22 protein-coding genes are annotated in these 26711 nt (G+C 66.1%); 4 read left to right on the top strand and 18 right to left on the bottom strand.

Translation table 11 applies throughout. The features are described from left to right. Positions 1-52: 52 nt before the first annotated feature. The 12 genes from ACCQ13_RS19165 to aroE all read right to left on the bottom strand — a co-directional run bounded on the left by ACCQ13_RS19165 (position 53) and on the right by aroE (position 13868). Entirely contained in the window at positions 53-1237 is a 1185-nt protein-coding gene (locus tag ACCQ13_RS19165) for a DUF1501 domain-containing protein (RefSeq protein WP_159407783.1), read from the bottom strand. 41 nt (positions 1238-1278) lie between these two features. Beyond that, complete coding sequence (locus tag ACCQ13_RS19170; protein ID WP_159407784.1) at positions 1279-2859, bottom strand: DUF1800 domain-containing protein; 1581 nt, start codon at positions 2857-2859, stop codon at positions 1279-1281. Positions 2860-2981: 122 nt separating this feature from the next. Beyond that, on the bottom strand, positions 2982-4352 hold the full coding sequence (locus tag ACCQ13_RS19175; RefSeq protein WP_208800720.1) for an ATP-binding protein: 1371 nt from the start codon (positions 4350-4352) through the stop codon (positions 2982-2984). Positions 4353-4426: 74 nt separating this feature from the next. Then, positions 4427-5110 (bottom strand): response regulator transcription factor, encoded by a 684-nt coding sequence (locus tag ACCQ13_RS19180; protein ID WP_002808458.1) that lies wholly within the window; start codon positions 5108-5110, stop codon positions 4427-4429. Between the two features lie 71 nt (positions 5111-5181). Then, positions 5182-5487: a hypothetical protein gene (locus ACCQ13_RS19185; protein ID WP_223214472.1), complete on the bottom strand. Its 306-nt coding sequence runs from the start codon at positions 5485-5487 to the stop codon at positions 5182-5184. A 322-nt stretch (positions 5488-5809) separates the two neighbouring features. After that, positions 5810-6814, bottom strand: coding sequence for a tRNA dihydrouridine(20/20a) synthase DusA (gene dusA / locus ACCQ13_RS19190; protein ID WP_159407786.1), 1005 nt, complete (start codon positions 6812-6814; stop codon positions 5810-5812). A gap of 445 nt (positions 6815-7259) precedes the next feature. Continuing rightward, complete coding sequence (locus ACCQ13_RS19195) at positions 7260-7484, bottom strand: hypothetical protein (RefSeq protein ID WP_167526973.1); 225 nt, start codon at positions 7482-7484, stop codon at positions 7260-7262. 265 nt (positions 7485-7749) lie between these two features. Then, positions 7750-8325, bottom strand: coding sequence for an ankyrin repeat domain-containing protein (locus ACCQ13_RS19200; RefSeq protein ID WP_372372321.1), 576 nt, complete (start codon positions 8323-8325; stop codon positions 7750-7752). 56 nt (positions 8326-8381) lie between these two features. Continuing rightward, positions 8382-9887: a catalase gene (katB, locus tag ACCQ13_RS19205; RefSeq protein ID WP_208800416.1), complete on the bottom strand. Its 1506-nt coding sequence runs from the start codon at positions 9885-9887 to the stop codon at positions 8382-8384. A gap of 412 nt (positions 9888-10299) precedes the next feature. Beyond that, positions 10300-12435, bottom strand: a complete 2136-nt coding sequence (dinG, locus tag ACCQ13_RS19210) for an ATP-dependent DNA helicase DinG (protein ID WP_159407788.1) — start codon at positions 12433-12435, stop codon at positions 10300-10302. A 217-nt stretch (positions 12436-12652) separates the two neighbouring features. Next, positions 12653-13006: a hypothetical protein gene (locus ACCQ13_RS19215; RefSeq protein ID WP_159407789.1), complete on the bottom strand. Its 354-nt coding sequence runs from the start codon at positions 13004-13006 to the stop codon at positions 12653-12655. A 10-nt stretch (positions 13007-13016) separates the two neighbouring features. Next, on the bottom strand, positions 13017-13868 hold the full coding sequence (gene aroE, locus ACCQ13_RS19220) for a shikimate dehydrogenase (RefSeq protein ID WP_104601885.1): 852 nt from the start codon (positions 13866-13868) through the stop codon (positions 13017-13019). A 52-nt stretch (positions 13869-13920) separates the two neighbouring features. On the opposite strand from aroE, the gene ACCQ13_RS19225 reads away from it, so the two are divergent. Further along, positions 13921-14802: a TolB family protein gene (locus ACCQ13_RS19225; protein WP_104602009.1), complete on the top strand. Its 882-nt coding sequence runs from the start codon at positions 13921-13923 to the stop codon at positions 14800-14802. 61 nt (positions 14803-14863) lie between these two features. On the opposite strand, the gene ACCQ13_RS19230 is transcribed toward ACCQ13_RS19225, so the two are convergent. Continuing rightward, on the bottom strand, positions 14864-17398 hold the full coding sequence (locus tag ACCQ13_RS19230; protein ID WP_104601886.1) for a PepSY domain-containing protein: 2535 nt from the start codon (positions 17396-17398) through the stop codon (positions 14864-14866). Between the two features lie 196 nt (positions 17399-17594). Between ACCQ13_RS19230 and ACCQ13_RS19235 the strand changes: the two genes are divergently transcribed. Then, entirely contained in the window at positions 17595-18347 is a 753-nt protein-coding gene (locus ACCQ13_RS19235; protein WP_104601887.1) for a DNA/RNA non-specific endonuclease, read from the top strand. Positions 18348-18508: 161 nt separating this feature from the next. On the opposite strand, the gene hemB is transcribed toward ACCQ13_RS19235, so the two are convergent. Beyond that, on the bottom strand, positions 18509-19504 hold the full coding sequence (hemB, locus tag ACCQ13_RS19240) for a porphobilinogen synthase (RefSeq protein ID WP_104601888.1): 996 nt from the start codon (positions 19502-19504) through the stop codon (positions 18509-18511). A 154-nt stretch (positions 19505-19658) separates the two neighbouring features. Further along, positions 19659-19862 carry a hypothetical protein gene (locus ACCQ13_RS19245; RefSeq protein ID WP_208800722.1) on the bottom strand — a complete coding sequence of 68 codons (204 nt, stop codon included), beginning with the start codon at positions 19860-19862 and terminating at the stop codon, positions 19659-19661. A 248-nt stretch (positions 19863-20110) separates the two neighbouring features. On the opposite strand from ACCQ13_RS19245, the gene ACCQ13_RS19250 reads away from it, so the two are divergent. Together ACCQ13_RS19250 and ACCQ13_RS19255 are read left to right on the top strand one after the other, a co-directional pair. After that, positions 20111-20566, top strand: coding sequence for a hypothetical protein (locus ACCQ13_RS19250; RefSeq protein ID WP_104601889.1), 456 nt, complete (start codon positions 20111-20113; stop codon positions 20564-20566). Positions 20567-20845: 279 nt separating this feature from the next. Further along, positions 20846-21199, top strand: coding sequence for a hypothetical protein (locus tag ACCQ13_RS19255; protein WP_104601890.1), 354 nt, complete (start codon positions 20846-20848; stop codon positions 21197-21199). Between the two features lie 80 nt (positions 21200-21279). On the opposite strand, the gene ACCQ13_RS19260 is transcribed toward ACCQ13_RS19255, so the two are convergent. The 3 genes from ACCQ13_RS19260 to ACCQ13_RS19270 all read right to left on the bottom strand — a co-directional run bounded on the left by ACCQ13_RS19260 (position 21280) and on the right by ACCQ13_RS19270 (position 26542). Then, positions 21280-23094: a DUF885 domain-containing protein gene (locus tag ACCQ13_RS19260; RefSeq protein WP_104601891.1), complete on the bottom strand. Its 1815-nt coding sequence runs from the start codon at positions 23092-23094 to the stop codon at positions 21280-21282. Between the two features lie 174 nt (positions 23095-23268). Beyond that, positions 23269-24219: an IS30 family transposase gene (locus tag ACCQ13_RS19265; RefSeq protein ID WP_159407712.1), complete on the bottom strand. Its 951-nt coding sequence runs from the start codon at positions 24217-24219 to the stop codon at positions 23269-23271. A 94-nt stretch (positions 24220-24313) separates the two neighbouring features. Further along, positions 24314-26542: a S9 family peptidase gene (locus tag ACCQ13_RS19270; RefSeq protein WP_159407790.1), complete on the bottom strand. Its 2229-nt coding sequence runs from the start codon at positions 26540-26542 to the stop codon at positions 24314-24316. Positions 26543-26711 lie beyond the last annotated feature (169 nt).

Below are 26711 nucleotides of genomic sequence, written 5' to 3' on the forward strand. Positions count from 1 at the left end.
TCGCCAGTCAGATAACGCAGCAATCGCTCCTGCAGGCGCCTGTTGGCCGCGCCTACACCAAGCCAAGATCCCGTGGCGTCGCGTCCGGAAATACGCGCGCCAACTGCGCCGGTGAGAGCCCCCATAGCCGCTGCAGCACGCCGCCGAACAGACTGCGGTAATTGGTCAGCACCGGGTAATCGCGATTCTGCAGCAGCTGCGCCTGTTCCACGGCAACCTGTTCGCCCGCGATGCGCCCGCCGTGCACGCCGCCGCCCAACACCCAGTAGGTGGTGCCATGGCCATGGTCGGTGCCCTTGCTGCCGTTCTCGCGGAAGGTGCGGCCGAACTCGGAAATCACCACCACCACGGTGTCGTTCCAGGCCGGGCCCAGTGCATCGGCGTACGCGGTCAACCCTTCACCCAGGTTACGCAGATTGTTGGCCAGGCCGCCTGCGACACTCCCCTGGTTGGCATGCGTATCCCAGCCACCGACATCGACAAACCCCAGCCGGTACCGCTCGCGCATCAAGCTCGCCATGCGCCGGGTTTCATCGGCAAACGTGCGCGCACTGGCAGCGCCGCGCCCGGCCTGCTCCATTTCCTCGCGCAGCTGCGCGGTGACTTGCTGGCGCAAGGCCAATCCATCGCGGGCTGCGGCCGCCAGCGGCGTGCTGTCGTACATCTGCGACAGTATCTGTGACTGGCGCGCGTCCAGCCCGCCCTTGCCGATGCCCCGCAACGAAACGTTGGGCAGATCGCCGCCGCCTTGAAAGGTCAACGGTAGCGAATCGGTGAAGGCAATCGCCGGCACGCCGCTGAGCACGCCCGACAGGCGCGCCATGAAACCGGAACGGTAATCGCGGTGCTTACCCGCCTGACCGGATTCGATATCGTCCTGGGTTTCGAAATGGCTGCGCGAGGTGTCGTCGGTGCCGGCGAACGGCACGAACGCCAATTGCCTGCGCTGCCACAGCGGCAGCAAGGCATCGCGCATCACCGGATTCAAACCCCACTGCGTATCCAGCACGATGGCGCTGTCGAGATTTGCAGGATCCGGCCGCGCAATCGCCAGCGTGGGCCGCGATTGGTAATAGAAATCGCTGGCGTGCGGTACCAGCAGGTTATTGCTGTCGTAACCGCCACGCAGGAACACCACCAGCAGGCGCGCACTGTCGCGCGGGGCGGCAAACAGACGGCCTGTCCACGGCAGGCTCGCCGCAGCGGCGGAAGCAAGCAGAAAGCGACGACGTTGCATGGAGGTTCTCCTGCGGCGATGACCACACCGCATGCGATGAATCAGCGATAGTTGAAATCCGGCGACGACAACAAGAATCCATTCCATTCCGTCGGCGAGCGCGCCTGCTCCAGCGCCTGGCGCGTGCCCGCCGACAACGACGGTGCCAACCAGCGATACGACGCGCGCGTATCGATCTGCGTCACTGCGGGGATCGGCGTGTCGGTATCGCCGTCGCGCCGGAACAATTGTTTGGGCCCACTGCCCAGCGCGCGCGCCACCTCGAACCGGCGCGCCAATTGTCCGGAGCTGGTCCAGGCCTGCGATTGCATCGACCACCCATCCGGCGTGATACGGCCGAACAACGGCTCACCCAGTTGCTGTACCCAACTGGCCATCGGGCCGGCGTTGCGGACCGGCTGGTCCGCATAAGCCAACCGCATCGCCGACACCACGAAGCGGTTCGGGCCCTTGAACTTGCGCGGTTGTGCCTGTGCGAACTCCGCAGAATCCAGCATGGTCTGCATGACCTTGGCAATATCGCCGTCGCTGTGCTGGAAGGTGCTGGCCATGCGCGCCACCAGCGCCGCCGGTGGCGTGTCGCTGACGAAATATTCGGCCAGGCGCTGCGACACGAACTGCGCGCACGCCGGCTGGCGCACCAGCAGGTGCACGGCCTGTTCGATCTCCTCCAGCCCGCCACCGGCAATGCGCTGGCCGAGCAGCAACTTGTCGCCGGGCTGGTGACGCGCCGGGTTGAATTCGAACAACCCCTTGCGCACCACCGGTGGCTGACCAGGCTTGTTTACCGGCAGCGGCGGCGCGCCCGTTGCCTTGATCGGCACCAAGCCAGCGCCGGTGAGGATCAAGGCCAGCTGCTGCACATCCTGCTGGGTGTAGCCGCCATGCACGCCCAGCGTATGCAGCTCCATCAGCTCGCGCGCATAGTTCTCGTTGACCTTGCCCTTGGCGTTCTTGGCGTTGTCCAGATACTCCAGCATCGCCGGGCTTTCCAGCGTGGCCATCACCAGATCGGCAAACTTGCCGGTGGCGTTGGGGCGGATGGCGTTTTCCATGTAATCGGCGGCCATCCACTTCACCCGGCCCTTATCGGCATACACGCTGAAGTGATTGAGCCAGAACCACACCAGCTGCTCGCGCAGTTGGTCCGGCGCGTACACCGCCCGCAACAACTGGGCCTGGCGCGCCTGGGTGAGCATCTGTCCGCCGCGTGCCTGCCAGTCCTTGCGCAGGGCAGCCTTCTCATCGCCATCGGGCATGTCCTGCAGGCGGATCTTGTCGGCCTCGTACTGGGTCAACAGGGTCACCAACGGCGTATGCAGCGCATCGAACTGCTGCAGCTGCGTGCGGATGGGTGCCGGCAAGACGGCATCGGCGCTGGGCCGCAACAGCAGCGTGCCGTAGCCCTTGGAACCGAGCCGCCGTAGCTGCATTGCACTGTCGGCATCCACGCCGTAGGTGGCGCGCTGCAACCAACGCATCTGCATCGCCGTCAACGGCGCTTCGGCAGCGTGGCCGATGATGGCGCAAACGCCGCTGGCGACCAGCAACGCAACGCGCCAGCGGCGGACGCTCGCTGAGCGCGTTCCCACGCCAGGTGCCTGTGCAACGCGCTTGACCATGCGGCTCTCCATCGCAACTGCCTGCCATCGGACCAGTATGGTCAAGCCAACGCACTAGGCGTTAAACGGTTGTCGGAGCGTTGGATGCCATTGCCGAAGAGTTCATCGGGCCAGGCGGGGCATCACAGTCCCGGCGGCAGGGTCACATCGAAGCGGGCGCCGCCCAGCTCCTGCGAGCGCACCACCTGCAGTTCGCCGCGGTAGGCCTTTATCAAGTCCTGCACGATCGACATGCCAATGCCGTGCCCCTGCACGCGCTCGTCGCCGCGCACGCCGCGCTGCAGGATCTTGGCGACATCTTCCGGCGCGATGCCGGGACCGTCGTCTTCCACCGACAGGATCAGGCCGGCACGGCGGCTCCCGGTGGTGGGGCCGGGCTGGGCGGTCAGCAGCACGCGGCTACGCGCCCACTTGAAGCCGTTCTCCAGCAGGTTGCCCAGCAGCTCCTGCAGATCGCCCGGCTCGCCGTGGAAGCGCGCCTCCGGCGCGATATCGAATTCGCACAGCACACCCTTGACCGAATACACCTTCTCCAGCCCGCGGACGATTTCTTCGGCGGTTGGCTCGATCGGCAATGGCGCAGCAAACAGCTTGTGGCCGCTGGAGGCCGCGCGCGCCAGCTGATACGACACCAGGTCGTTCATGCGACGCAGCTGCACGTCCATTTCGTCGTGCAGGTCGCGCTCGGAGGCACCGCTGTCCAGCTGGGTGCGCAGCACTGCGATGGGCGTCTTGAGGCTATGCGCCAGATCGGCCAGCGTATTGCGTTGGCGCTCCAGATTATCGCGCTCGCTCTCGATGAAGGCATTGATGCTGTCGGTCAACGGCTCCAGCTCGCGCGGATGCTGCTCGCTCATGCGCTGGATCTCGCCGCGCTGCACCTTGGTCAGCTCGTTGATGACCCGCCGCAGCGGGCGCAGGCTCCATTGCAGGATGAAGGCCTGCAAGACCAGTAGCACCACGCCGGCACTGCCCAGGTAGAACCACACCGCACCGCGGAACACCCGCAGCTGCGCGCCCATCGAACGGGCGTCTTCCATCACGTAGATGGTGTACGGAATCTCGCCACCATGCTCGCGCTCGACGTAGCTCACGCCCAGGCCATAGCGATACAACTGGCCGACGCTGCCGTCGATCTGGGTCATCTCCAGCGGGCCGATGAACTCTTCCTGGCGCGGTTCGAGCATGCGGCCATGCGGGATGTTCGGCCCTTCGGCCGACATCGAGGTCCAGCTTTCATCCGGGCGCACGACTTCGACATACAGCCCGCCACCGGGTACGTCGAAACGCGGATCGGGTGGCTGTCCACCGATATACAGTGAGCCGTCGCGCACGAAGTCGATATTGGCCGCATAGGCGGAGGCGTAGTTCTTCAGCCGCTCGCGCAGGTTGCGCTCGGCGGTGTCGGCGAACGCCACGTCCAGCGCATAGCCGGCCAGCGCCAGAAAGGCCACCAGGCTAAGGCTGGCGGCCAGCAGCTGGCGCGCCTGCAGGGAGCGCGGGCGCCAGCGTTTGTACCATTTGGAGCGCCCCGGCACGAAATCGTCCTGCTTGCCGACGTGGGACCTCAGCCTTCGGTACGCGGGATGGCGAAGCGGTAGCCGCGACCGCGCACGGTCTCGATCGGCTTCAGCTCACCATCGGGATCGAGCTTCTTGCGCAGGCGGCCGATGAACACTTCCAGCACGTTGGAGTCACGGTCGAAATCCTGCTGGTAGATGTGCTCGGTGAGGTCGGCCTTGGAGACCAGCTCGCCGGCATGCATCATCAAATATTCCAGCACCTTGTACTCATAGCTGGTGAGGTCGACATTGGCGCCGTTGACACTGACCGTCTGCGCCGCCAGATCCAGCGCCACCGGTCCGCATTCCAGCGTGGGCTTGCTCCAGCCCGCCGCACGACGCAACAGTGCATTGACCCGCGCCAGCAGCTCCTCGACGTGGAACGGCTTGACCAGGTAATCGTCGGCGCCCTGCTTGAGGCCTTCGACCTTGTCCTGCCAACTCGAACGCGCGGTGAGGATCAGCACCGGGAATTTCTTGCCTTCGTCGCGCAGCGCCTTGATCAGTTCCATGCCCGACATCTTGGGCAGGCCCAGATCGATGATGCCGACGTCGAACGGCACTTCGCGGCCCATGTAAAGGCCTTCCTCGCCGTCCTGTGCGGCGTCGACCGCAAAGCCTTCACGCTTCAGGCGGGCGGCAAGGGTCTCGCGCAGCGGAGCTTCGTCTTCGACCAAAAGGATACGCATGCACTCTCCCTAATTACGTTGGCGGCCGGCGGCCTGGGAATTTATGAGACTGAACGCCTGACTATCCACGTTCAGTGGTTATCGTCGCGTGGTGGGGTGCCGGACGGCGGCGCCCGCGGCCCATCGGCCTGCGCCTGCTGTTCCGGCTCATACACGGTGTGCACGCGCCCATCCTTCATGTACTTGACCCGGTTGAGGTTACCGCCATCGAACGGCACGCGTTCGGCACCCAGGATCTGTCCACCGGTGGACCGCTGTACGTGCCGGATGGTGTCCGACAGGGTGCGGCTGCCGCCGCGCGCCGGCGCAGGCATCGCCTCACGCCCGCCCTGGCCCATCGGCGGATAGCCCTGCCCCCACGCCAATGGCGCAACCATGGCAACCGACAAGGTAGCCAAGGCGATGGAGCGGGCGCGGTGGGAGACTTGGGTCACGGCTGAATCCTAGCGGGTTGTTCAGGAACATTCAAAATGTGTGAAATCGGCAATCCATCGCAGCATCGCCAGGCAGCGGATACGCGCCAAATTCTTGATTTTGTGGGGTGAATCCGATCTGAACTTTTTAGCACGGAGTTAACGCCGTTCAGCCAAATGAACTCTGCACTTGCCGTGCATGCGTGCTGGTATGCCTGGCCATTCGACGTCCCTGGCGTTCAATGGCCGCACGCCAGCCGTTCAGCCAATGCAAGCGGCGAGCCAATCAGGCGACCACGCGCCAGGGCCGCTCGTCGGTGCGCTGCAACGCCTGCTCGACCAGCTCCCAGCCAGCCCCGGAACGATGCGCGCCTTCACTCAGCACCTGCCGGAACGCCCGACCTCCCGGCTGACCGTGGAACAGGCCCAACACATGGCGGGTGATGTGCTTGAGCGCCAGGCCCTGGTCGAGCTGCGCCTGCACATACGGCCGCAACGCGCGCAGCAGGTCCTCGCGCGAGCGCTGCGGGCGGCCGCTCAGCGCAGCCTCCAGGCAATGCAATACATAGGGATCGTGGTAGGCAGAACGGCCGAGCATGACGCCGTCGGCCCGTTGCAGGTGCGCCAGGGCGGCGTCGACGGTGGCGATTCCACCGTTGACCACGACCGGCAGCGACGGACGTTCCTGCTTGAGCCGATAGGCCCAGTCGTAGCGCAGCGGCGGCACCTCGCGGTTTTCCTTCGGGGACAGGCCTTTGAGCCATGCATTGCGCGCGTGCACCACCACCATCGCCGCACCGGCGGCAACCACCTGGTCGACAAAGCTGGCGAACACGGCGTAGTCCTCGTCATCGTCCACGCCCAACCGGCACTTGACCGTGATCGGCAGCGTGGTGGCGGCGCACATGGCCGCCACGCACTCGGCCACCAGCGCCGGCTCGCGCATCAGGCAGGCGCCGAAGCGCCCGGCCTGCACGCGATCGGATGGGCAGCCGCAATTGAGGTTGATTTCGTCAAAGCCCCACTGCTGGGCGATGGCGGACGCCTGTGCCAATATCCCCGGCTCGCTGCCGCCGAGCTGCAGCGCCAACGGATGCTCGACTGGGTCGAAACCGATCAACCGCATCCGATCGCCATGGATCACCGCATTGGCATGCACCATCTCGGTGTACAGCCGCGCCGACGGCGCCAGCAGACGGTGGAACACCCGGCAATGCCGGTCGGTCCAATCCATCATCGGGGCAACGGACAGGCGCAGGGAAGCAGCGTAGCGATCGGCAGAGACGGTCATCGACGGTGGGCCGCAGCTGGCGGCCATTCGGAATGCGAAGCAGGATCAATAGCTTACACGGGCCTGGATGAATCTGCGGCCGTGCGCGACGGCAGGCTGCCGGCGCAGCGATCGGTCGGCGGAGTGGTCGCCGATCCATGGGATGACAGGTCCCCAACAATGGGCCGGCTACGACCACTTCGCGTGGCAGCAGATCGGACGGGCAGTGCCCTCAGGTAGGCGAAAGTGCGGGGAGATCTACTGCAGAAAGCGGCCGGCAAGAGTGCTTGGCGCGACTGGGTCTTCCGTTGTGCACCGAGGATGCAGCCATCGGGTGGCATCGCATTGGCAATGCGTAGTGCTTGCCAGCAGTCGCCTATGCGCGGCGGACGGTGTGCATCCCCGATGACGCACGCAGCGCCCTGGACCGGTATCCGACTAGGCGCGCGGGTCTGGACAGGGGCGATCAGGGGTTGCGGATACCGACGCGCTCTTCGGCGCTCAGCGGCTTGCCGAGTGCGTGATACGAGGCGACCAGGGTCATCAGTGCGGTGCCCATCACCGCATAGAACGTCCACGAGGTGGCCAGTACGTGCACCTGGCCGAACACCAAGGCGACGACAGCGGTGGCGGTGCACAGCACCATGGCCAGCAGCGACATCAGGAAAGGAATGGAAGGATCGAGCTTCATGGTCCGGGGGTTCCAAGGTGCACTGACTGCAGCATCGGCTTTCCCGGCGGATTCTTGAATTGTTTTTCGCAGGCGTTTTTTTGCGCTTTCCAGGCCAGTCAGGGTGCGCTCAGTTTAATGTCAACGTCTTGGCGCGCAAGGGATTATGCATCAGGATTTTCCCGACACCCTGGCGGTGGCAGCGCAGGGGACGTCAATGTTTCAGCGCAGTTGCGGCGGAAAACCGACGCTGCGTACGCAGCGCCGAAAAGGGCGCGCGATGCGCTCAGCGCGCCGTGGCAGTGGCGAACTCGCCGCGTTGCAGCTGGGTGACATCGTTGCCTTGCCCGTCCTTGAGGCTGAGGTCTGCGCCCTTGGCGGCCAGATCCTTGAGCACGTCGGTGCGCTGGAACAGCGCCGCGTACATCGCTGCCGTCTGGCCGGCGTTGTTGCGTTGGTCGGGCGCGCAGTCGGCCTGCATCAGGCGCTTGGCAATTGCCAGTTCACCCTTGAAGATGGCACCCATCAAAGCGGTGTTGCCGCGTTTGTCCTGCGCGCAGGGGTCGGCGCCGGCACTGAGCAGCTGCTCCACCGCCGGGCGCTGGCCGTGATAGGCAGCCAGGATCAACGCGGTGTAGCCCTTGTCGTCGCGGGTGTTGAGGTCGTAATGCGAGCGGATGAATTCGGCCAGCATGTCCTGGCGGCCTTCGCGCGCGGCATCGAAGAAATACTCGCGCAGTTGCAGTTTGATCTGCGCGGGGCTGGCTGCCGCAGTGCGTGCCGCTGCCGGCGGGGCCACCGGCGAAGCGGCCATGGCTGGCACGCAGACCGCGCTCAGCAAGATCAGCATCAGCGTGCGCATGTCGCTCTCCTGAAGAAGGACGGCACCGCGGCCTGGCCGCGATGCCGTTGGGTGGATCAGTCCTGCAGGCTGGAGGCCAGCTGCTTGACGCGCGCCAGATCGCCCTTGGCCACGCGGGCAACGCCGGTGCCGTACTCCGGATCGGCCTTGTACAGGAACGACAGGACGATGTGCTTGCTTTCGGCGTCGGTGTTGGCCAGCGACTCACCGAAGCTTTGCACCAGATCGGCGCGGTCCTTCTTGCTGTAGGAGCGATACAACTCGCCGGCCTGCTTGAAGTTCTGCTCGCGGGTGATCTTGGCCTGCTGGGTGGTGCCCGACAGCGGCAGTTCGCTGTAGCGCGCCGCGGTGTCCTGCGGACGCGGCTCCAGGCGGCTCGGCTCGTAGTTCACGCCGCTGGTGGTCTGGCCGATGTTGCCCTGGCCGTCCTGGTTGCCGTTGTTGACGGCCACGCGCGGGCGGTTGACCGGCAGGCTCAGGCCGTTGGCGCCGATGCGATACAGCTGGGTATCGGCATAGGAGAAGATGCGACCCTGCAACAGACGGTCTTCCGAAGGTTCGATGCCCGGCACCAGGTTGGCCGGCGCCATGGCGACTTGCTCGGTTTCCTGGAAGAAGTTGTCCACATTCTTGTTCAACACCATCTGGCCGACCTTCTGCTCCGGCACGTCCGGCCAGATCTTGGTGGCATCGAGCGGGTCGAAGTCGAACTTGGCCAGGTCTTCGGGCTTGAGCACCTGCACGTACAGGTCCCACTTCGGGTAGTCGCCCTTCTTGATCGCGCCGACCAGGTCGTTGGTCAGGTGGCTGTAGTCTTTGGCCTGCACTGCGGCAACCTGCTTGGGGTCGAGGTTCTTGATGCCTTGCAGCGTCTTCCAATGGAACTTGACGTAATGCACTTCGCCCTGCGCGTTGACCAGCTTGTAGGCGTGCACACCATTGCCGTCCATGAAGCGGTAGCCGGCAGGCGTGCCTTCATTGGAGTACAGCAGGGTCAGCGTGCGGGTACCTTCGGGCACATGCGAGAAGAAATCGAAGCGACGCGAGTCGTCGTCCAGATTGGTGCGCGGGTCCGGCTTGAACGCGTGCACCATGTCCGGGAACTTGATCGCATCGCGGATGAAGAAGGTGGGGAAGTTGTTGCCGACCAGATCCCAGTTGCCTTCGCTGGTATAGAACTTGGTCGCGAAGCCATGCGGGTCGCGTAGCGTTTCCGGCGAGTGATTGCCGTGCACCACCGATGAAAAGCGCACGAACACCGGGGTCTTTTCGCCGGCGCTGAACACCTTGGCCTTGGTCAGGCTGGACAGATCGGCGGTGGCGGTGAACTCGCCTTTGACGCCGGTGCCGCGCGCATGGACCACACGCTCGGGGATGCGCTCGCGATCGAAACGCTGCAGTTTCTGGATCAGCTGCACGTCCTGCAGCAAGGTCGGGCCGGTGGCACCCGCGGTCTGCGAGTTCTGGTTGTCGCCCACCTTGGCGCCGTTGTCGCGGGTCAGCACGGATTGGGCGAAGACCGGCGGGGCGATCAGTGTGGGGGCTAGCAGGGCTAGCACCATGAGGGATCCAGGGCGCATGGCGTCAGCTCGTAGTGATGGAGCTGAATCATGGCTAGCGGGCGATGGCGTGAGAAGTCGTTAGTTCTGATCGTTCTGATAGGCGAACATGATGATGATCGCGATGCGTGATATGCATCACTTTCTGCGTGGCATGGGGTTGCAGCCAACAGCGCTTCTCTGCATGTGGCCGCGCCGCTGGCGTTTGCATTGCATGACGAAACTGCCGATGACGATCAGGAAATACTGCCCAGTGAGGCGTGTCGATACGCCACTGTGCCAAGCGGCATTGCATTGCATCATACGGATCATCTGCGTTCGATCCGCAAGGCCCGTCACCTGCGGCCCACTGTCCGATGAAGCGATCCGGCCCGATGCGCCCTTCGTCGCGGCACAGCAGGTTCAAGGCACGCCATCAGCGCCCGATCACCCGCTTGAACGGCGGCAAGGCGTCGATGATGCGCTTGCCATAGCGGCGTGTGAGCAGGCGCGAGTCGAGGATGATGACGCGGCCATGGTCGCTGGAGCTGCGGATCAGGCGACCGGCGAACTGGGTAAGCGTGCGCAGTGCATGCGGGATCGCGATCAGGTTGAAGGCGTTGTGGCCGCGGCTTTCCAGCCATTCACTCAGGGTCGAGGTCTGCGGGTCGGTGGGCACGGCGAACGGCACCTGGGTGATGACCACGGTGGTGCAGGCTTCGCCCGGCAGGTCCAGGCCTTCGCCGAAGGAGTTGAGCCCGAACAACACCGAGCTCTCGCCGGCCGCGATGCGGCGCAGGTGTTCGGTGATGAGCTGCGACTTGTTGCCCTCGCCTTGCACCAGCACGCGGTTGCGCTGCGCCAGTGGCATCAGGTCGGCGACCTTTTCCATCTTCCAGCGCGAGGTGAACAAGACGATGCTGCCCTTGGCGCTCCAATCCAGTTCGCGCACCAGGTACTTGGCCACTTCCTTGGGATGCCCCTCGCGGTCGTCGGGAGTCACCGGGAAATTGGGCACGATCAATTCGGCCTGGTTGGGTAGATCGAACGGCGAGGCCAGCGACGCCATCTCGGCGTGATCGGGCAGACCGTTATCGATGGCGAAGGACTGGAAGTCGCCGCCACCGGTGAGCGTGGCCGAGGTCATCACCACCGAATCGACCTCGTTCCAGATCATCGTGCGCAGCACTTGTGCGGCGGAGACCGGCGAGCAATGGCAGATCAGGTCACCATCGCGCGAGAGGGTGATCCAGCGTGCCATCGGCGGCTGGCCTTCCTTGTCTTCGCGGCGCCAGCCGCTCCACAGAGCGTGTTGCTGCTCGGCCATTTCCAGCGCCAGCCCCAGGCTGCGTTGCAACCGCTCGCGCGCGGCATCGTCCTGCTTGCCCTTGGCCACGGCGCTGTGCGCGGCGTGCACCCAGTTGAACAGCGCGCGGGTGTCTTCGCCCAGTTCTTCGATGGCCGGGCTCCATTGCGACGGTAACTTGCCGTTGGCCGCACGCCACAACGGGTCGCGCTCACCGGGCTCGGGTTTCCAGACGCGTTCGACCTCGGCATGGAAGGCCTTGAGCAATTTGGAAACGCGCGCAGCCACGTCGATGGCTTCGTTGGGCAGCAGGTTGCCGATCCTGTCCTTGTCCACCGCGCGATACGCCGCGGCGATCAGGATCTGCAGGCGGCCGGTGCGCTTGGCCATGTCGTCCAGCGGCAGGTTGGCCGCGCCCTGGTCGATGGCCACGCCGGCGATGTGGTGGCCTTCGTCGAGCACCAGCAGCATGTCCGCTGGCGGGGCGATCAGCGGCTGGCCGTTTTCGGCATCGCCCAGCGACAGGGAGGACAGCAGCAGGGCGTGGTTGGTGACCACGATCTGCGCTTCGCGCACATCGGTACGTGCCTTGAGCACCGGGCACTGCGCGGCGTAGCTGCAACGGCGCCCCGCACAGCCCGAGGCCGGGGTGGTGATGCGCATGCGCAGCGGCACCGAGACCTGCTCGGGGGCATCGTCCAGGTCACCGTTCCAGGTACGCGCGGCGTAGGCCTTGGCGAGGCGCTTGGCCAACTCCGCATCCACCGGGCTGAGCGGGCGGTCGTAGAGCGCCTGCTCGTCTTCGAACATGGCGTTCTGGCTGGTGTCGCCTTCCAGCTCGGCGGCATTGCGCGTGCACAGGTAACGGGTGCGGCCCTTGGCCAGCGCCACGCTGGCCTCCAGCCCGGTGGCCTTGAGGAAGGCCGGGATGTCGCGTTCCACCAGCTGCGATTGCAATGCCACCGTGCCGGTGCTGATGACCAGCTTCTTCTTGGTGGCCAGTGCGATCGGCACGCCGGCGGTGAGGTAGCCCAGGCTCTTGCCGACACCGGTCGGTGCTTCGGCGATGCCGATGCCGCCGGAGGTAGCCAGCGCGCGCGAGACCAGGCCAATCATCTGGCTCTGCGCGCGGCGGGTGGCAAAGCCGGGTGTGTTGGCCTGCAGCTTGGCATAGGCGTCGCGGATGCCGGCCTTGATCGGGTCGGTCAGCACGCGCTGGGGGGGAACGGGCGCAGACGGCGCGGCCGGTGGGGCGAGATCACTCATCGCGCCATTTTCGCATGGACTGGCGCAGCCGCTGCGACCGACCGACGGCGCGGCTGAACGTGTGTGCCGAGCGCGCTGCGGCCAGACGTAGTGCTTCGCTGCAAGGCATGCCGATGGCATGGCCGGGCACCAAGGCGCTGCAACTGCCTCGATGCAAGGCGGCGGGCATGTGCCGCCGCACCGCCCTACCCCACGCCGGCAGGCGGCCCGAGCAGGATCAGCCGGGTCGACCCACGTCCGTCGGCAAGCGTTGCAGGCTGCGCGCCAGGGTCCACACCAGCAGGCCGATGCCCACCGCCTGCACGGTGGTCAGCACGAAGCTGCCGACCCCCATCAGCAGGGCGATCCTGCGCACGTCGCCCTGCTGCAGCAGCAGCATCGGGAAGGCCTGCAGCGCGACTTCGGCCAGCACGCAGCCCAGCAACAACCCCACCCCGGCCAGGCCGGCGCGCCGCAGCGGGCCGGCCGGCGCACGCCACAACAGCACCACGCCCAGCAGCACCGCGATCAGCAGCGGAACCCGCGACAGCAGGCTGGTGACCAGGCCCAGCAGCAGTTCGGTGGTGGTCATCGCTGCCGGTTCAGTCGGCGCTGACCAGCACCGCCTCGCGGGCGCGCAGCGCGGCATAGACCGGGTCGGTCTCCGGGCGCACGCCATGCCACAGCGCGAAGCTTTCGGCGGCCTGTTCCACCAGCATGCCCAGCCCATCGATGGCGTACCGGCACTGCGCCGCCCGCGCCCAGGCCAGGAACGCGATGGCGGTGGCGCCATAGTTCAGATCGACCGCGGCGGTCAGGCTGTTGACCAGGCTCAGCGGCAAGGCGAAGGCACCGGCATCGCGGTCGCGCCCGGCCGCGGTGGCATTGACGATCAGCTCGAAGTCGCCCAGCTCGCGCAGGTCTTCGATGTAACGCGACATCACCCGCGCCGGTTCGCCCAATGCATCGCACAAGGCATCGGCGCGTTCGGGCGAGCGGTTCACCACCACCATGTCGGTGATGCCGGCCTCCAGCAGCGCCGGTGCCACGCCACGCGCCGCGCCACCGGCGCCGAGCAGCAGCACGCGGCGGCCGCGCAGATCCAGGCCGTGGCGCTCGGTGAGATCGCGCACCAGGCCGGCACCGTCGGTGTTGTCGCCCTGCCACTGACCGTCGTTGCGCACCAGGGTATTGACCGCGCCGGCCAGGCGCGCGCGCGCGCTCAGGCTACTGGACAGGGCAAAGGCCGCCTCCTTCAACGGCAGGGTGACGTTGGCCCCCTTGCCGCCTTCGTCGGCGAAGCGCTGCAGCGCGGCGGCGAAGTCTTCCGGCAGCGCATCGATGGCGGTGTAGTCCAGCGCGATGCCGGTCTGCTTCCCGAAGTCGGCATGGATGGCCGGCGACAGCGAATGGGCAACGGGGTGACCGAACACGGCATAACGGGAGACGGGCATGTAACGCTCTCTGGTTGACTAGACTGTGCGCAGGATGAGGCAGGAACACCGCATGCAACTTCGATGGATGCTGCCCGCGCTGGCGGCGAGTTTACTCTTCGCGCCGTCGGCATCGGGACTGGCCGAATTCGGCATCGAAGGCATGGGCGTGGTCTCCACGCCGGCCAACGAGGCACGCGCCACGCTCAGCCCCGATGGGCAGCGCATCGTCTGGGCCAGCGATCGCCCCGGCGGGGCTGGCGGCTGGGACCTGTGGCAGGCGCAACTGCGCGGCGGGCGCTGGCAGGACGCGCAGCCGCTTGCGATCAACACCGCCCAGGACGAGACCACGCCGGTGCTCAGTGCCGACGGCCGCTGGCTGCTGTTCGCCTCGTCGCGGCCTGGCGGGGCCGGTGGTAGCGATCTGTACCGGGTGCCGGTGGATGCGCAGGGCCGGCTCGGTGCGGTGCAGTCGCTGGGCGCAGCGATCAACAGCGCGGGCAACGAACGCGCGCCCACGCTGTCGCTGGACGGGACGCGCCTGCTGTTGGCCAGCGACGGGCATGGCGGTGCGGGCGGCATGGACCTGTTCGTGGCGCGCTGGGACGGGCGAGCCTTCACCGCCCCCATGCCGTTGGGCGACATCAACACCGCAGCCGACGAATCCGACGCGGCCTGGCTTGCCGATGGCCGCGGCCTGGTGTGGGCGCGCGGCGCGGTCGGTGGCCCCAGCCAGCTGCTGCTGGCGACCTGCATGGGTGGCCACTACGGTGCAGGCCAGCCGCTGCCGCTGTCGTTCAACGGGCCGCAGGAACGCACCTTCGGTGCGGTGGTGGATGCGGCCAAGCCGGGCGAGCTGCTGGTGACCGGCAGTGCGCGTGCACCGCGTGCGGGGCAACTGGATATCTACCGGATGAAGGCACCGACGGTGGAGGGAGAGACCAGCTGCCGCTGAGTGGGCCGCCATCGGCCGCGCATGCCCGCCGCGACGATGTTCCTGCGGCGGCGGGCTCCGCTCAGTAGACATCGCGCCGGTAACGACCGGCGGCGGTCAGCGATTCCACCCGCGTCTGGCCCAGGATCTCGCGCAGCGCGGCATCCACCGCACGCGCCATGCTGTCCAGGCTGCCGCAGACGTAGAGCACCGCACCGCGATCGATCCAGTGGCGCAACGCGTCGCCGGCCTCGTGCAGACGATGCTGCACATAGCGCTTGTGCGCCTGATCGCGCGAGAACACTTGGTCCAGCTGTTGCAGATGGCCACTGGCCTGCCAGGCCTGCAGCTCGTCGTCAAACAGCCGGTCGTGGGCGGCCTGGCGTTCGCCGAACAGCAGCCAGTGCCCGTGCACCCCGGCCAGTTCAGCCTCGCGCAACAAGGCCCGCAGGCCCGCGATGCCGGTTCCGTTGCCGATCAACACCATCGGGGCAGCCTCCACCCGATGGAAGCCGGGATTGCGGCGCAGGCGCGCCTGCACCGGCATGCCGATCGGTGCGTGATGGATCAGCCAGCCCGAGCCCAGCCCCGGGCGGCCATCGGCGCCGGTGGTCAGCCGTACCACAACGGTCGCAATGCCATCGGCGGCGACGCTGGCCAGCGAATAGTCGCGGGTCGGCAGCCAATCGCAACCCTCCAGCCAGGTCTGCGGGTCCGGGCGGGACACTGCAGCGGTCGCCGGCGGTTCGGGCAGCACGCGCTCGGCGGCCGCACGTTGCAGCGGCAGCAGTTGCGCCTGCACATGCACCGACGCCTCTGCCGGCAAACCCCAGGCCGCCAGGCAGGCGTGTACCTGCGTGTCGGCATGCGCGGGCTGCACCTCCAGGATGTCGCCAGCCTGCCAGTGCGCATCGGCTGGCGGCTGCAGATCGATGCGCCAGATCGGCGCGAATTCGCTACCCGGATTCAGATGCGTGCGCGACGCCAGCACCCAGGGCGTTCGCTGCGGCCGCACCAGCGGTGCTGCGGTCAGCGGCGTCCCGGCAATCTGCTCCAGCTGCGCATGCCATTGCGCCAACGCCTGCGGATCGGTGTTGTCCATTTCCACCGCCGGGAACAGCGCGCGCGCGCCCTGCGCCTGCATCCATTGCTCGACCCGCCGCGAAAACCCGCAGAACTGCGCGTATTGCCGGTCGCCCAATGCCAGCACCGCGTAGGCCAGCTGCGGCAGTGCAATGCGCTGACGCAGCAGCTCACGTTCGACGTTGCGCGCCGCATCCGGCGGCTCGCCATCGCCGAAGGTACTGATGACGAACAAGGCGTGCCGCGTGGCGTGCAGCTGCGGCGCATCCACCTGCCCGAGCGGGCGCACCTGCACCGGCAGGCCGGCCGCCTGCAAATGCCCGGCCGCCTGCCAGGCCAGCCGTTCGGCAAACCCGCTCTGGCTGGCGAAGGCGATCAACCACGGTTCGGCCTGCGAGGCCGGCGGCGTGCCTTGCAACACCACACGCGCCGCACGCAGCGCACGCTGCTTGCCCCGCCGATCCAGGTACAGCATCCAGCCGCTGACGAAGAACACCGACATGCCCAGGCTGGCCAGCATCACCACGATGCGCCCCGGCAGCCCAAAGAAACTACCGGTATGCAACGGAAACATGCTGAGCATCCACTGCTGCCCGCGCGCCAGCAGCGCATAGTCGCGGCGCCCCAGCAGCGCGCCATTGCCGGGGTCGATCTCCAGCGTGTCGAAGGCACGGTCGTGATCGGGGTTGTCAGGCAGGAACCGCGCGATCAGCGGTTGCCCTGCACGCGCGGGAATGCGCAGATCCAATGCCGCGTGGCGGGTGGCCGGGATGCTGCCGAGGGTGCGCTGCACCTGCGCGAAATCCACCGTGGCCTTGGCGTGCGAGCGCTGCTCGACGTGCGGCACCGGCGCGGCGTCCAGCAGCACTGCCATGCCATCGCGATACCAGGTGTAGGACCAGGTCAGACCGGTCAGCGCCACCAACAGATAGACCAGCAGGCACCAGGTGCCAAATACCGCGTGCAGGCTCCACAAAAAGCTGCGTCCCTGCCGCCGCCATTCCACCGCCAGCCAGGTGCGCGGGCTCCACCAACGCCGCGGCCAGCGCAGATACAGGCCCGAGATGCAGAAGAACAGCAGGATCAGCGCGCACGCTCCGGTGATCGCCTGGCCGCGCTTGCCGGCGGCGAGATTGCGGTGCAGATCTTCGATGAAGGCAAATGCGCCGCTCAGCCGAGGGGCCGCCACGCGCTGGCCGGTGTAGGGATCGAAATACACCCGCGCGCTGCCCTTGGCAGGCAGGCGTGCGTTGGACGGCCGCATCCCGGTGGGGTCGATCAGCATGCGCGTGACCAACGGGCCGTTGCCGGGAGCATGCTGTGCCAGATCGAGCCGCTGCAACAGCACATCCACCGGCAATGCCTGCTCACCCGCCGCATGCCGCTGCGCCAGCTGCGCGATGGCTGGGTTGGCCAGCCGCACGACCTCGTCCTCGAACGACATCAACGCGCCGGTCGCCCCCATCACCGACAGCACCAGGCCAGCAGTGATGCCGAGCACCCAATGCAGTTGAAACAGCAGCGATTTGATCAAGACGGCACGAGATTGAATGACGTGAAGGCATTGTAGATGAGAATGCGTCTCATGCGGTGCGGCGCCCGAAACGGCACGCTGCGCGCGCCGCCCCGCAGGCGTCGGCGTCGGTCATCGGATGCACACCTCGCCGTCATCCAATGGACACGGTGCCTTGCCATTTTCTTCGCTCCCCCACTGGCAAGCGAGTCATCCAATGTGCTTCCTGTTGCGCGGCTGCCTGGTCCTGGCAGCGTTGTTCAGTACCTCCGCAGCGCTGGCCGCCACCAACTGCCCCTCGCTATACGCCAACGGCACGCCGCCGGGCGTGCGCACCGCCACCACGCGCACCACCGAGGTGTGCCATACCGAATACGCGCTGTTGGCCTCGGGCGTCACCAGGGACCCGGTGTATTCGGCCGAGCACCTGACCGACCAGCAGGTGGCCGGCGCCGAGGCCATCGGCCGGGTCGGTTCGTTCCATGAAGAAGCCGGCATCCCGGCAGCGGACCGTTCCAAGAGCAGCGACTACACCAATACCGGCTTCGATCGCGGGCATATGACCCCGGCCGGCGACGCTTCCACCGAAAGCTCGGAGAAGGAAACCTTTTCCATGGCCAACGTGGTGCCGCAGGACCACAAGCTCAACACGGGCGAATGGGCGCATATCGAAGAACAGGTGCGGCAGCTGGCCAAGCAGCACGGCGAGTTGTATGTGGTGACCGGCCCGGCGTTCGACAGCGGCACGGCGCCGACCATTGGCACCGACAAGGTCGCCGTCCCGGCTTACGTGTGGAAAGCGATCTACGAGCCGGGCGTGGGTGCCGGCGCCTATCTGTGTGTCAACGACAGCAGCATCAATTGCGACGTGGTCTCCATCGACGATCTGATCGTAATGACCAACGTGGACCCGTTCCCGTCGCTCAGCGCAGGCATGAAGTCGCAGGCGATTGCGTTGGTGTTGCCTTGAGGCGGAATGGCGGTTTGCGATTGGCAACAGCGGCGGCTGAGCCAGCGATGTGAGTGGTTGGCTCGGTGCAGCACCATGCGGTGAGAACGGCTCGGCGATGCCAGCCGCGCTCATCGATGTGCGCGAGCATCCGCTTCCCGGATGCTCGCGCGGCGTGCAGATCAGCGAGTTTCCTCGCGCAACCAGCGCGCCACCTGCGGCGCGAAATAGGTCAACACGCCATCGGCACCGGCGCGCTTGAAGGCCATCAGCGCCTCGAACACGCACTTACGCTCATCCAGCCAGCCGTTGGCTGCGGCCGCCTTGAGCATCGCGTACTCGCCGCTGACCTGATACGCAAAGGTCGGCACGCGGAATTCTTCCTTCACCCGGCGCACCACATCCAGGTACGGCATGCCTGGCTTGACCATCACCATGTCCGCGCCTTCTTCCAGGTCCAGTGCGATTTCGCGCAAGGCTTCATCGCCATTGGCCGGGTCCATCTGGTAAGTGGTCTTGTCGGCCTTGCCCAGGTTGCCGGCGCTGCCCACTGCGTCGCGGAACGGGCCGTAGAACGCCGAAGCGTACTTGGCCGAATACGCCATGATGCGCACGTTGAGATGCTTGTCGGCATCCAGCGCGCGACGGATCGCGCCGATCCGCCCGTCCATCATGTCCGAGGGCGAGACGATGTCCACACCGGCCTGCGCATGCGACAACGATTGCTTCACCAGCGCCTCGACAGTGATCTCGTTGAGCACGTAGCCCTTGTCGTCGATCAGCCCGTCCTGGCCGTGCGTGGTGTACGGGTCCAGCGCCACGTCGGTCATGACGCCCAGCTCCGGGAAGCGCGATTTCAGCGCACGTACCGCGCGTTGCGCCAGACCGTCCGGATTCCAGGCTTCGGCCGCGTCCAGGCTCTTGCCGGCCGGGTCGATCACCGGGAACAGGTCGATCACCGGAATGCCCAGCTCCAACGCGTTTTCCGCCTCGCGCAGCAGCTCGTCCAGCGACAGGCGCTCCACGCCCGGCATCGAGGCGATCGGCGCGCGGCCGGGCAGTTCATGCACGAACACCGGCCAGATCAGGTCATCGGCGGTCAGCGTGTTTTCGCGCATCAAACGACGCGAAAAGGCGTCGTGGCGCATGCGGCGGGGGCGATAGTGCGGGTGGGCCATGACAAGGCTCCTGGGGACAGCGCGCAAGTCTACGCCCGCCACCCCGCGCCAAACGCGCTGCGATGCAGTGTCGCAACGCTGCAACGCACCGGCCTGGCCCTGCTCCCGCCGGTGGCGCCTGCACGGGGCCGGCCCGGCATGGACGACACCGCTCTCAGATCACCCCGCCCCCCAGGCTCAGCCGGATCACCCCGACCACGATCACCAGGCCGTTGAGCAGCAAGCCGGTCTTGGCCCGGCCGCGATTGCCGGCCGAGGTGAACAGCAACGCGATTGCAGCGATCAGCGCACCCATCGCCGCGAACGGAATCAGGAACCAGTTGCCCCAGCCCAGCAACGGGATGAAGGCCAGCACCATCCACAACAGCGCCACGATGCCCCACAACAGGCTGATGAGTCCCAAAGTCCACCCCTCGTCGTCCAAAGAAGGCGCAAGCTTAGCCGTGCGCCCGGCAAGACGCCGTGGGCGGGTGGTCACCCTGACCAATGGCGGCTTGGCGACGGCCTCACGCAGGCCTGGCTAGTGTTGGGATCTGTCCGCTCAACTGCGGCGCCGTTCAGTCCGGGCGCCGGATCATCGCCATCACTACCCACGGGGGCTTCGGTATGAACCTGCATTCGCACATCAAGCGCGCCACGATCGCCGTGGCCGCCGCCGCCCTGCTGGCCGGTTGTGCCAGCAGTTCCAAGGTGATGCTGGGGCAGGCGCGCGCACCGATCGATCCGGCGCAAGTGCAGGTGTACCCGCACGCCCCGCCCGGCTCGGTGGAGATCGCCCAGCTCGAATCCACCAGCGCCGCCGGCTTCGGCACCCAGGGCCAGACCGATGCGGCCGTGCAGCGGCTCAAGCGCGAGGCGGCCAAGCTCGGTGCCAATGGCGTGGTCATCGTCGGCGTGGGCTCGGAGCGCTCCGGCGGGGGCCTGTCGGTGGGCGGCGGCAGCTATGGCGGGCGCGTTGGCGGCGGCCTGGGCATCGGCATCCCGACCACCCAGAAGCGCGCAGCCGGCATGGCGATCTGGGTGCCGGCGGGGGCGCAGACCCCTTCGCCCACGCCACCGTAAGTGCGGTGGCGGCCATGTCCCACTTTCTGCAGATCTCTTTTGAACGCTTTTCAACATCCACTGCTAAAGCAGCCAGGACCAGCCAATCCTGAATCGTAATGGCAGAAACCAGGCATGCCTCATGCTTGATGAAATCTGACGAACACCTCGGCCAGACTTGCTGAGCTGCTTTTTGCGAACGCTGCACAGGCCTGTATGCTTGGGCCAAAATTCGCAACCCTCGGGTCGATTGTTGGCCTCAGGGCTTGCAATAAACCGTCATTGACAGAAGGAATCGTGATGAAACGCTGGATATGGATATTGATCGGGGCTATCGGGCTTCAAACCTCCGCAACGGCAAGCACACCGCACCAAAGACTGGTCTGCCGCATGGACGACCCCTTCCTGTTCTGCTCGAAAGGATGCGACGACCCAGATTACAACTGGAAGCCGATCGATCCGATTTCAGGCACCTGGGTGGCGGTTCCTCCTTATTGTCCCGGCCCAACGCCTGTATCAACGAACTATTGCCAGGGATGGACGATGACAGCCATCGCGGCGCTCCAGCAATACACCAGTGTTTGTCCGGGTGCATTGAAGCAGGGGCAGTGGAAAGGCACCAAGCAACCAGAAATGGTGCCGTTCAAACACTAAGCAGTGCAGCCCGCGCCACACATGCAGCCGCATGTGTGGTTGCCCCAGTTGACAGTGACACCACTGCCGGGTCTCTGGCTTCAGTGCCTGTGCTGCTGCGCCGGAACGAACTGCGTTTCCACCGCCTTGGCCAACTGGTCCGGCGGGAGCAGGCCCTGGTCGAGCAGGAAATTGTTGAACGCCAGGCGGTCGAACTGCTTGCCCAGCGCCAGTTCGGTGCGCATGCGCAATTCCAGGATGCGGGTGTAACCGTAGAAATAGCTGCCGGCCTGGCCGGGCGCACGCACGCTGTAGCGATCCAGTTCCTGGCGGGTCATGGCCGGGGATAGGCCGACATCGTCTTCCAGCACCTGGCGTGCGCGTTCGCGGTCGATCAGGCCCAGGTTGAGCATCGGGTCGAGCATGGCACGGGCGGCGCGCAACAGGCGGAACTGCAGGGCGATCAGCTGCCCGTCGAGCGGCTCGTACGGCACCATTTCGGCCTCGGCATACAGGGCCCATCCCTCGACGTTGACCGAATTGAACGCAAACAGGCTACGCGCCAGCGAGACGCCGCGTTCGACCATCGCCGTGAACTGCAGCTCGTGGCCGGGGCGGCCTTCGTGCGCACTGAGCGTCCAGGCGGCCGAGCCGAAGTTGAAGTCGTCGTACTGCTCCTTCTGGCTGCCATCGGCGGACGGGTTGCCCAACGGCAGCACGAACTGCCCCTGCTGGCCGGTGTTGCCGATCAGCGGTGCGGGACGGAAGTGCGGGGCCGGCGACGCCGCGCTTTCGGCGGCGCTGCCCAGCCGCATCTGCATCGGGCGGTTGGGCACAGCGACGATGCGTTGCTGGCGGATGATCTGGTCGATCTGGTCGATCACGCCGCGGTAGTGCGTTTCCAGCTGATCGTCGGCGATCTTGTTGCCCTTGAGCGCGCGAATCACCTGCACGTAATCATTACCCTGCACGCCCTTGGCCTTGGCCACCAGTGGCGCCAACTGTTGCATGACCGAACGGGTTTCCATGAATTCCAGCTGCGCGCGCTGGATCAGCAACTGCGGGGCGATATCGATCCCCACCTGCTTGAGCTGGAACGTGTACAGCGGCTCGGGTAACCGGGTGTCCTTGCGCGCCTTGGGCAGCACGGTCTTCTTCGTCCAGGCGGCATAGTCCTTGAGCTGGGTGGACATGGCCTTGAGCGCCTCATCGGCGCCGGTGATCTTGTAGTCGGCGAACAGGTCCTGGATACCGGCGACGTAGGTGTCCACGTTCGCCAGCGCCTGCTGCACCTCGCGCTCGGTCGGCTGCAACAGCGCCTTGTTGCCGAGCTGTTCTTGGTAGCGTTGGCGTGCGAGCGTGGTGATCGGGGTGCTGCCCGGCAGCAATCCGAGATAGCGTTTGAGGCGGTCCAGCGCCTTGGCCCGCCGCGCGGCCGATACCTGTTCGGACAGCAGGTCGTTGAGGCCGCTGAACACCATCTGCGGCGCATCGACCCAAGGCAACAGATAGCGCTCGTTGAGCTCGCTACCCTGGATGTTCTGCTCGGCCGCGCCGATCATGATCTGCAGGTCCTGGCGCACGTTGGCATCGCGTTCGCTGGCAAGCCTGGCCTGCAGTTCGCCGCGCGCCTTGCGCATCGCCTCGCGATAGCGCTGCGCGTTGTTCGGCCCCAGATCGGCCACCTGGTCGTCGTAGCCTTCCAGCCCGAACGCCGTCGCCGACTCGGGCTGGAACGGTGCCTGCGCGGTCAGCAGGATCTGCGCATACCCGTTGCTGGTCTGCACCCAGGCCGGGCTGGCCGATGGCGCAGGAGCGGCCTGGGTCGATGCGGAGGTACCGGGCGGCTGCGGCTGTGCCAGCACCGGCAACGAGACGCCCAAAGCGAGTGCGACGGCGATCACAAGTGGTTTCATGGGACAGCATCCGTAAGAAGTAGCGCGACCCTACCCATCTGCGTCGAGGTCGGCAATGCCTCAGGAAACTGCACGTCGTCGAGCTAGGAACGCGCCGGCGCGCGAAGCCTTCCCGGTAACGCCCGTCGCGCTCGGGCGCGCTCCTACGGGAGCGCGCTGGCGGGGGGGGTGGATTCACTCACGAAGTGCAAGGGTATCGTAGTTGAAAAAGACCTCGGCTGGAGTGAGATAGCTCAATCGTTTTCTGGGTCGGTTGTTGAGTGAATGTTCAACCTGCTGCAGCTCTTGCGCCGTGATGGTGCTGAAGTCACGACTGCGCGGAAAATACTGCCGGAGCAGTCCGTTGAGATTCTCATTGCAGCCGCGTTGCCAAGGGGCATGTGGGTCGGCAAAGTACACCTTGGTCGATAGCCGGTCCTCGATGCGGGCATCCTGGGCGAACTCGCTACCGCGATCGCAGGTCAGCGTCAGCACCTTATCGCGCACACGCCATAGGCGCGCGCAAATGACCTCGGCAACAGCATCGGCGGTGCCGTCAGGACTCCAGCCCAGACGCACATAGCCACTGCTGCGTTCGACATGCGTCACCAGCACGCCAGTGCCGCGCGATGGGCGGACCGTATCCAATTCCCAATGGCCTAACTGCGCACGTGAAGCCACATGCGCGGGGCGTTGGTGAATGGATTTGCGCTCTTCAAATCGCTTGGCACGGCCACGCCCATAAGGACGCCGCCGTGTTGGCAGGCGTAGCAAATGCCGTAACCGGTGACGCTTGAGATAGCGATACACACTGGCCACCCCTACCATCGGTTGACCCAGCAAGCGCGCACGGCCGTGGATCTGCGCAGGGCTACATTTTTCGGCCAGCCCGGCCAGCAATGCAGCCTGCATCGGCGCGTCCATCTGCGCGTGGCTACTGCCTTGACTGCGACGCTGGCGGGCGGTGCGGTGCGCCTGCTGGGCACGGTACGTTCCACTACTGGCATTACGATTGCGCGCGCGCTCGCGGCCAATCGTACTGGCATGACGACCGAGCTGACGGGCGATGTCCGCATTGGAGACAGAGAGATCACACCCCCAGGCAATCTGGTACCGTTCGTCCTGGGTCAGGTGTCGATAGCGCATGTGCAACTCCACTTGGTCGTGTAGGGGCTCAGGCTACGACACCTGGCCCGCTACGTTATAGGACTGTTGCACTTCGCGGGCGAATCCACCGGGATTACGGCATCAGGCAACGCTGCAAAAACGCCTCTGCGGTCCGGTAGCGGTGCAGCGCAGCGCTGCCGGACAAGCCGTGCTTTGCGCCGGGATAGGTCATCAGTTCGAACGCGGTACCGCGTTGCTGCAACTCGCTCATCAGCGTGGTGGCGTTGGTGAACAGCACATTGTCGTCGGCCATGCCGTGGATCAGCAGCAACCTGGCGTTGAGGCCGTCCAGGTGGGTGGCGACGCGCGCGGCGCGGTAGCCTTCGGCGTTGCGGCCGGGTAGGTCCATGTAGCGCTCGGTGTAGTGGGTGTCGTACAGGCCCCAATCGGTGACCGGTGCGCCGGCCACGCCACAGGCGTACGCGTCGCTATGCCTGGCCAGCAGCATCAAGGTCATGTAGCCGCCGTTGGACCACCCCTGCACGCCGATGCGTTGGGGATCGACCCAGGGTTGCTGCTTGAGCCAGGCCACGCCTTGCAACTGGTCGTCCACTTCCACCGTGCCCTGCCTGCCGTACAGCGCACCACCGAAGTCGCGGCCACGCCGCGGGGTGCCGCGGTTATCCAGCGAGAACACCACATAGCCGCGCTGGGCCAGGTAGTGATCGAACAAGGCATCGCCGCGGCTGGGCCAGGCATCGAGCACGGTCTGCGCCGCCGGGCCTCCGTAGACGTAGACGATGACCGGGTAGCGCCTGGACGGGTCGAACTGCGCCGGCTTGGTCAGGCGGTACTGCAAGGGCGTCTTGCCGTCGGCCGCGGTCAGCGTGCCGAACTCCACCGGCCGCTGCGCGTCACGGTATCTGGCGTAGGGGTGTTGCGGATCGGCGAGATCGTTCTTCAGCAGCGTGGCGATTTTTTCGCCATTGGCGCGAAACAGTTCGATCTGCGGCGGGGTGGTGGTATTGGACCAGGTGTCGACATACACGCTGGCATTGCTGGCGAAGCTGGCTGCATGCGTGCCGTGGATGGCAGAGCGCTTCTCGATCGCGCCGCCGCTCAGCGGCACGGCGTAGATGTGGGTCTGCGTGGGCGCATCCTTGCTACCGGAAAAATACACCTGCCCGGCTTGCTCATCGACGGCGAGCAGCGCATCGACCACCCAGGGACCGGACGTCAGCGGCGTGAGCGTGCGCCCGTCTTCCGATGCCACGTACAGATGCTCGTAACCGCTGCGCTCGGAGTTCCAGATGAAGCGGCCATCCTTGAGAAACCGCAGGTCGTTGGTGAGCGGCACCCAGGTGGGCGAGGTTTCGGTGATGAGCGTGCGCTGCCTGCCGGTGGCCAGCGTGGTTTCGATCAGCTCAAGGGTTTTCTGGTCGCGCGACTGGCGTTGGAAGGTCAGCCGCTGCGCATCGCGCCAGTCCACCCTTGCCAGATAGATGTCCGCGTTCTTGCCCAGGTCGATCCACCTCGGTGCGGAACCGGCGCGCGGGGCGATCACGCCCAGTTGCACGGCCACGTTCGGCTGGCCGGCCTGCGGATAGCGTTGTTCGATCACCTCGGTGTGGTCGGCATACACCTCCGGTCGCTTTTGCACCGGCACGCGGGATTCGTCGATGCGCGCGAAGGCGATCGCCGAATCGTCCGGCGCCCACCAATACCCGGTGTGGCGGTCCATTTCTTCGTCGGCGACGAATTCGGCCACGCCGTTGCCGATGGTGGCGCTGCCGTCGCCCGTGAGCTGCACCTGCTTGCCGCTGGCCAGGTCGATCACCCACAGGTTGCGTGCGCGCACGAAGCTGACGAAGCCGCCCTTGGGCGACAGCTTGGCGTCGGTGGCGAAGCCTTCGCCATGGGTGAGCTGGCGCACGGCCGCCGCGCCGGTCTTGCGCAGGTCATACAGATACAGCTCGCCGCCGAGCGGAAACAGCAGCGATTGCGCATCCGGCGCCCATTGGTAATCGACGATGCCGGCGTAGGCGGCGATACGCTGGCGTTCACGCCGGGCCTTTTCGACATCGCTCAAGGTCTCGGTGCCGGGCAACACGACCTTGGAATCCACCAGCCGCCGGGTCTGGCCGCTGGCGATGTCGTATTCCCACAGGTCCAGCTGGTTGCGGTCGCTGTCCTTGCCGCGCAGGAAGCTCACCCGCGCGCCGTCCGGTGCCACCTTGGGTTTCATCAGCGTCGGGCCGGACAGCGGCAACGGGCCGGTAATGGCCTCCAGGGTGAGTTTTTCGGCGTAGGCCATGGGAACGGTGCTGAGCATGAGGACGAGGGCGGCGAACAGGGCGCGCATCGAGGATCCTGGCGGGAGTGCGGGGGACAGGATGCAGGGGTGGGGTGGGTTTGAGAAGCGGTGGCCGTCCCGGCCGGCAGACCGCCGGTCCCAGGCCATTGTCCCAACGCTGCAGGACCGAGGTAGGTCGCCGTGTATCGCTTCTGGTCAATGAGGTGATTGTCCCATC

Origin of the sequence: Xanthomonas sp. NCPPB 1638 (genome assembly GCF_041475635.2) — a bacterium.
Lineage (GTDB): Bacteria > Pseudomonadota > Gammaproteobacteria > Xanthomonadales > Xanthomonadaceae > Xanthomonas > Xanthomonas cucurbitae.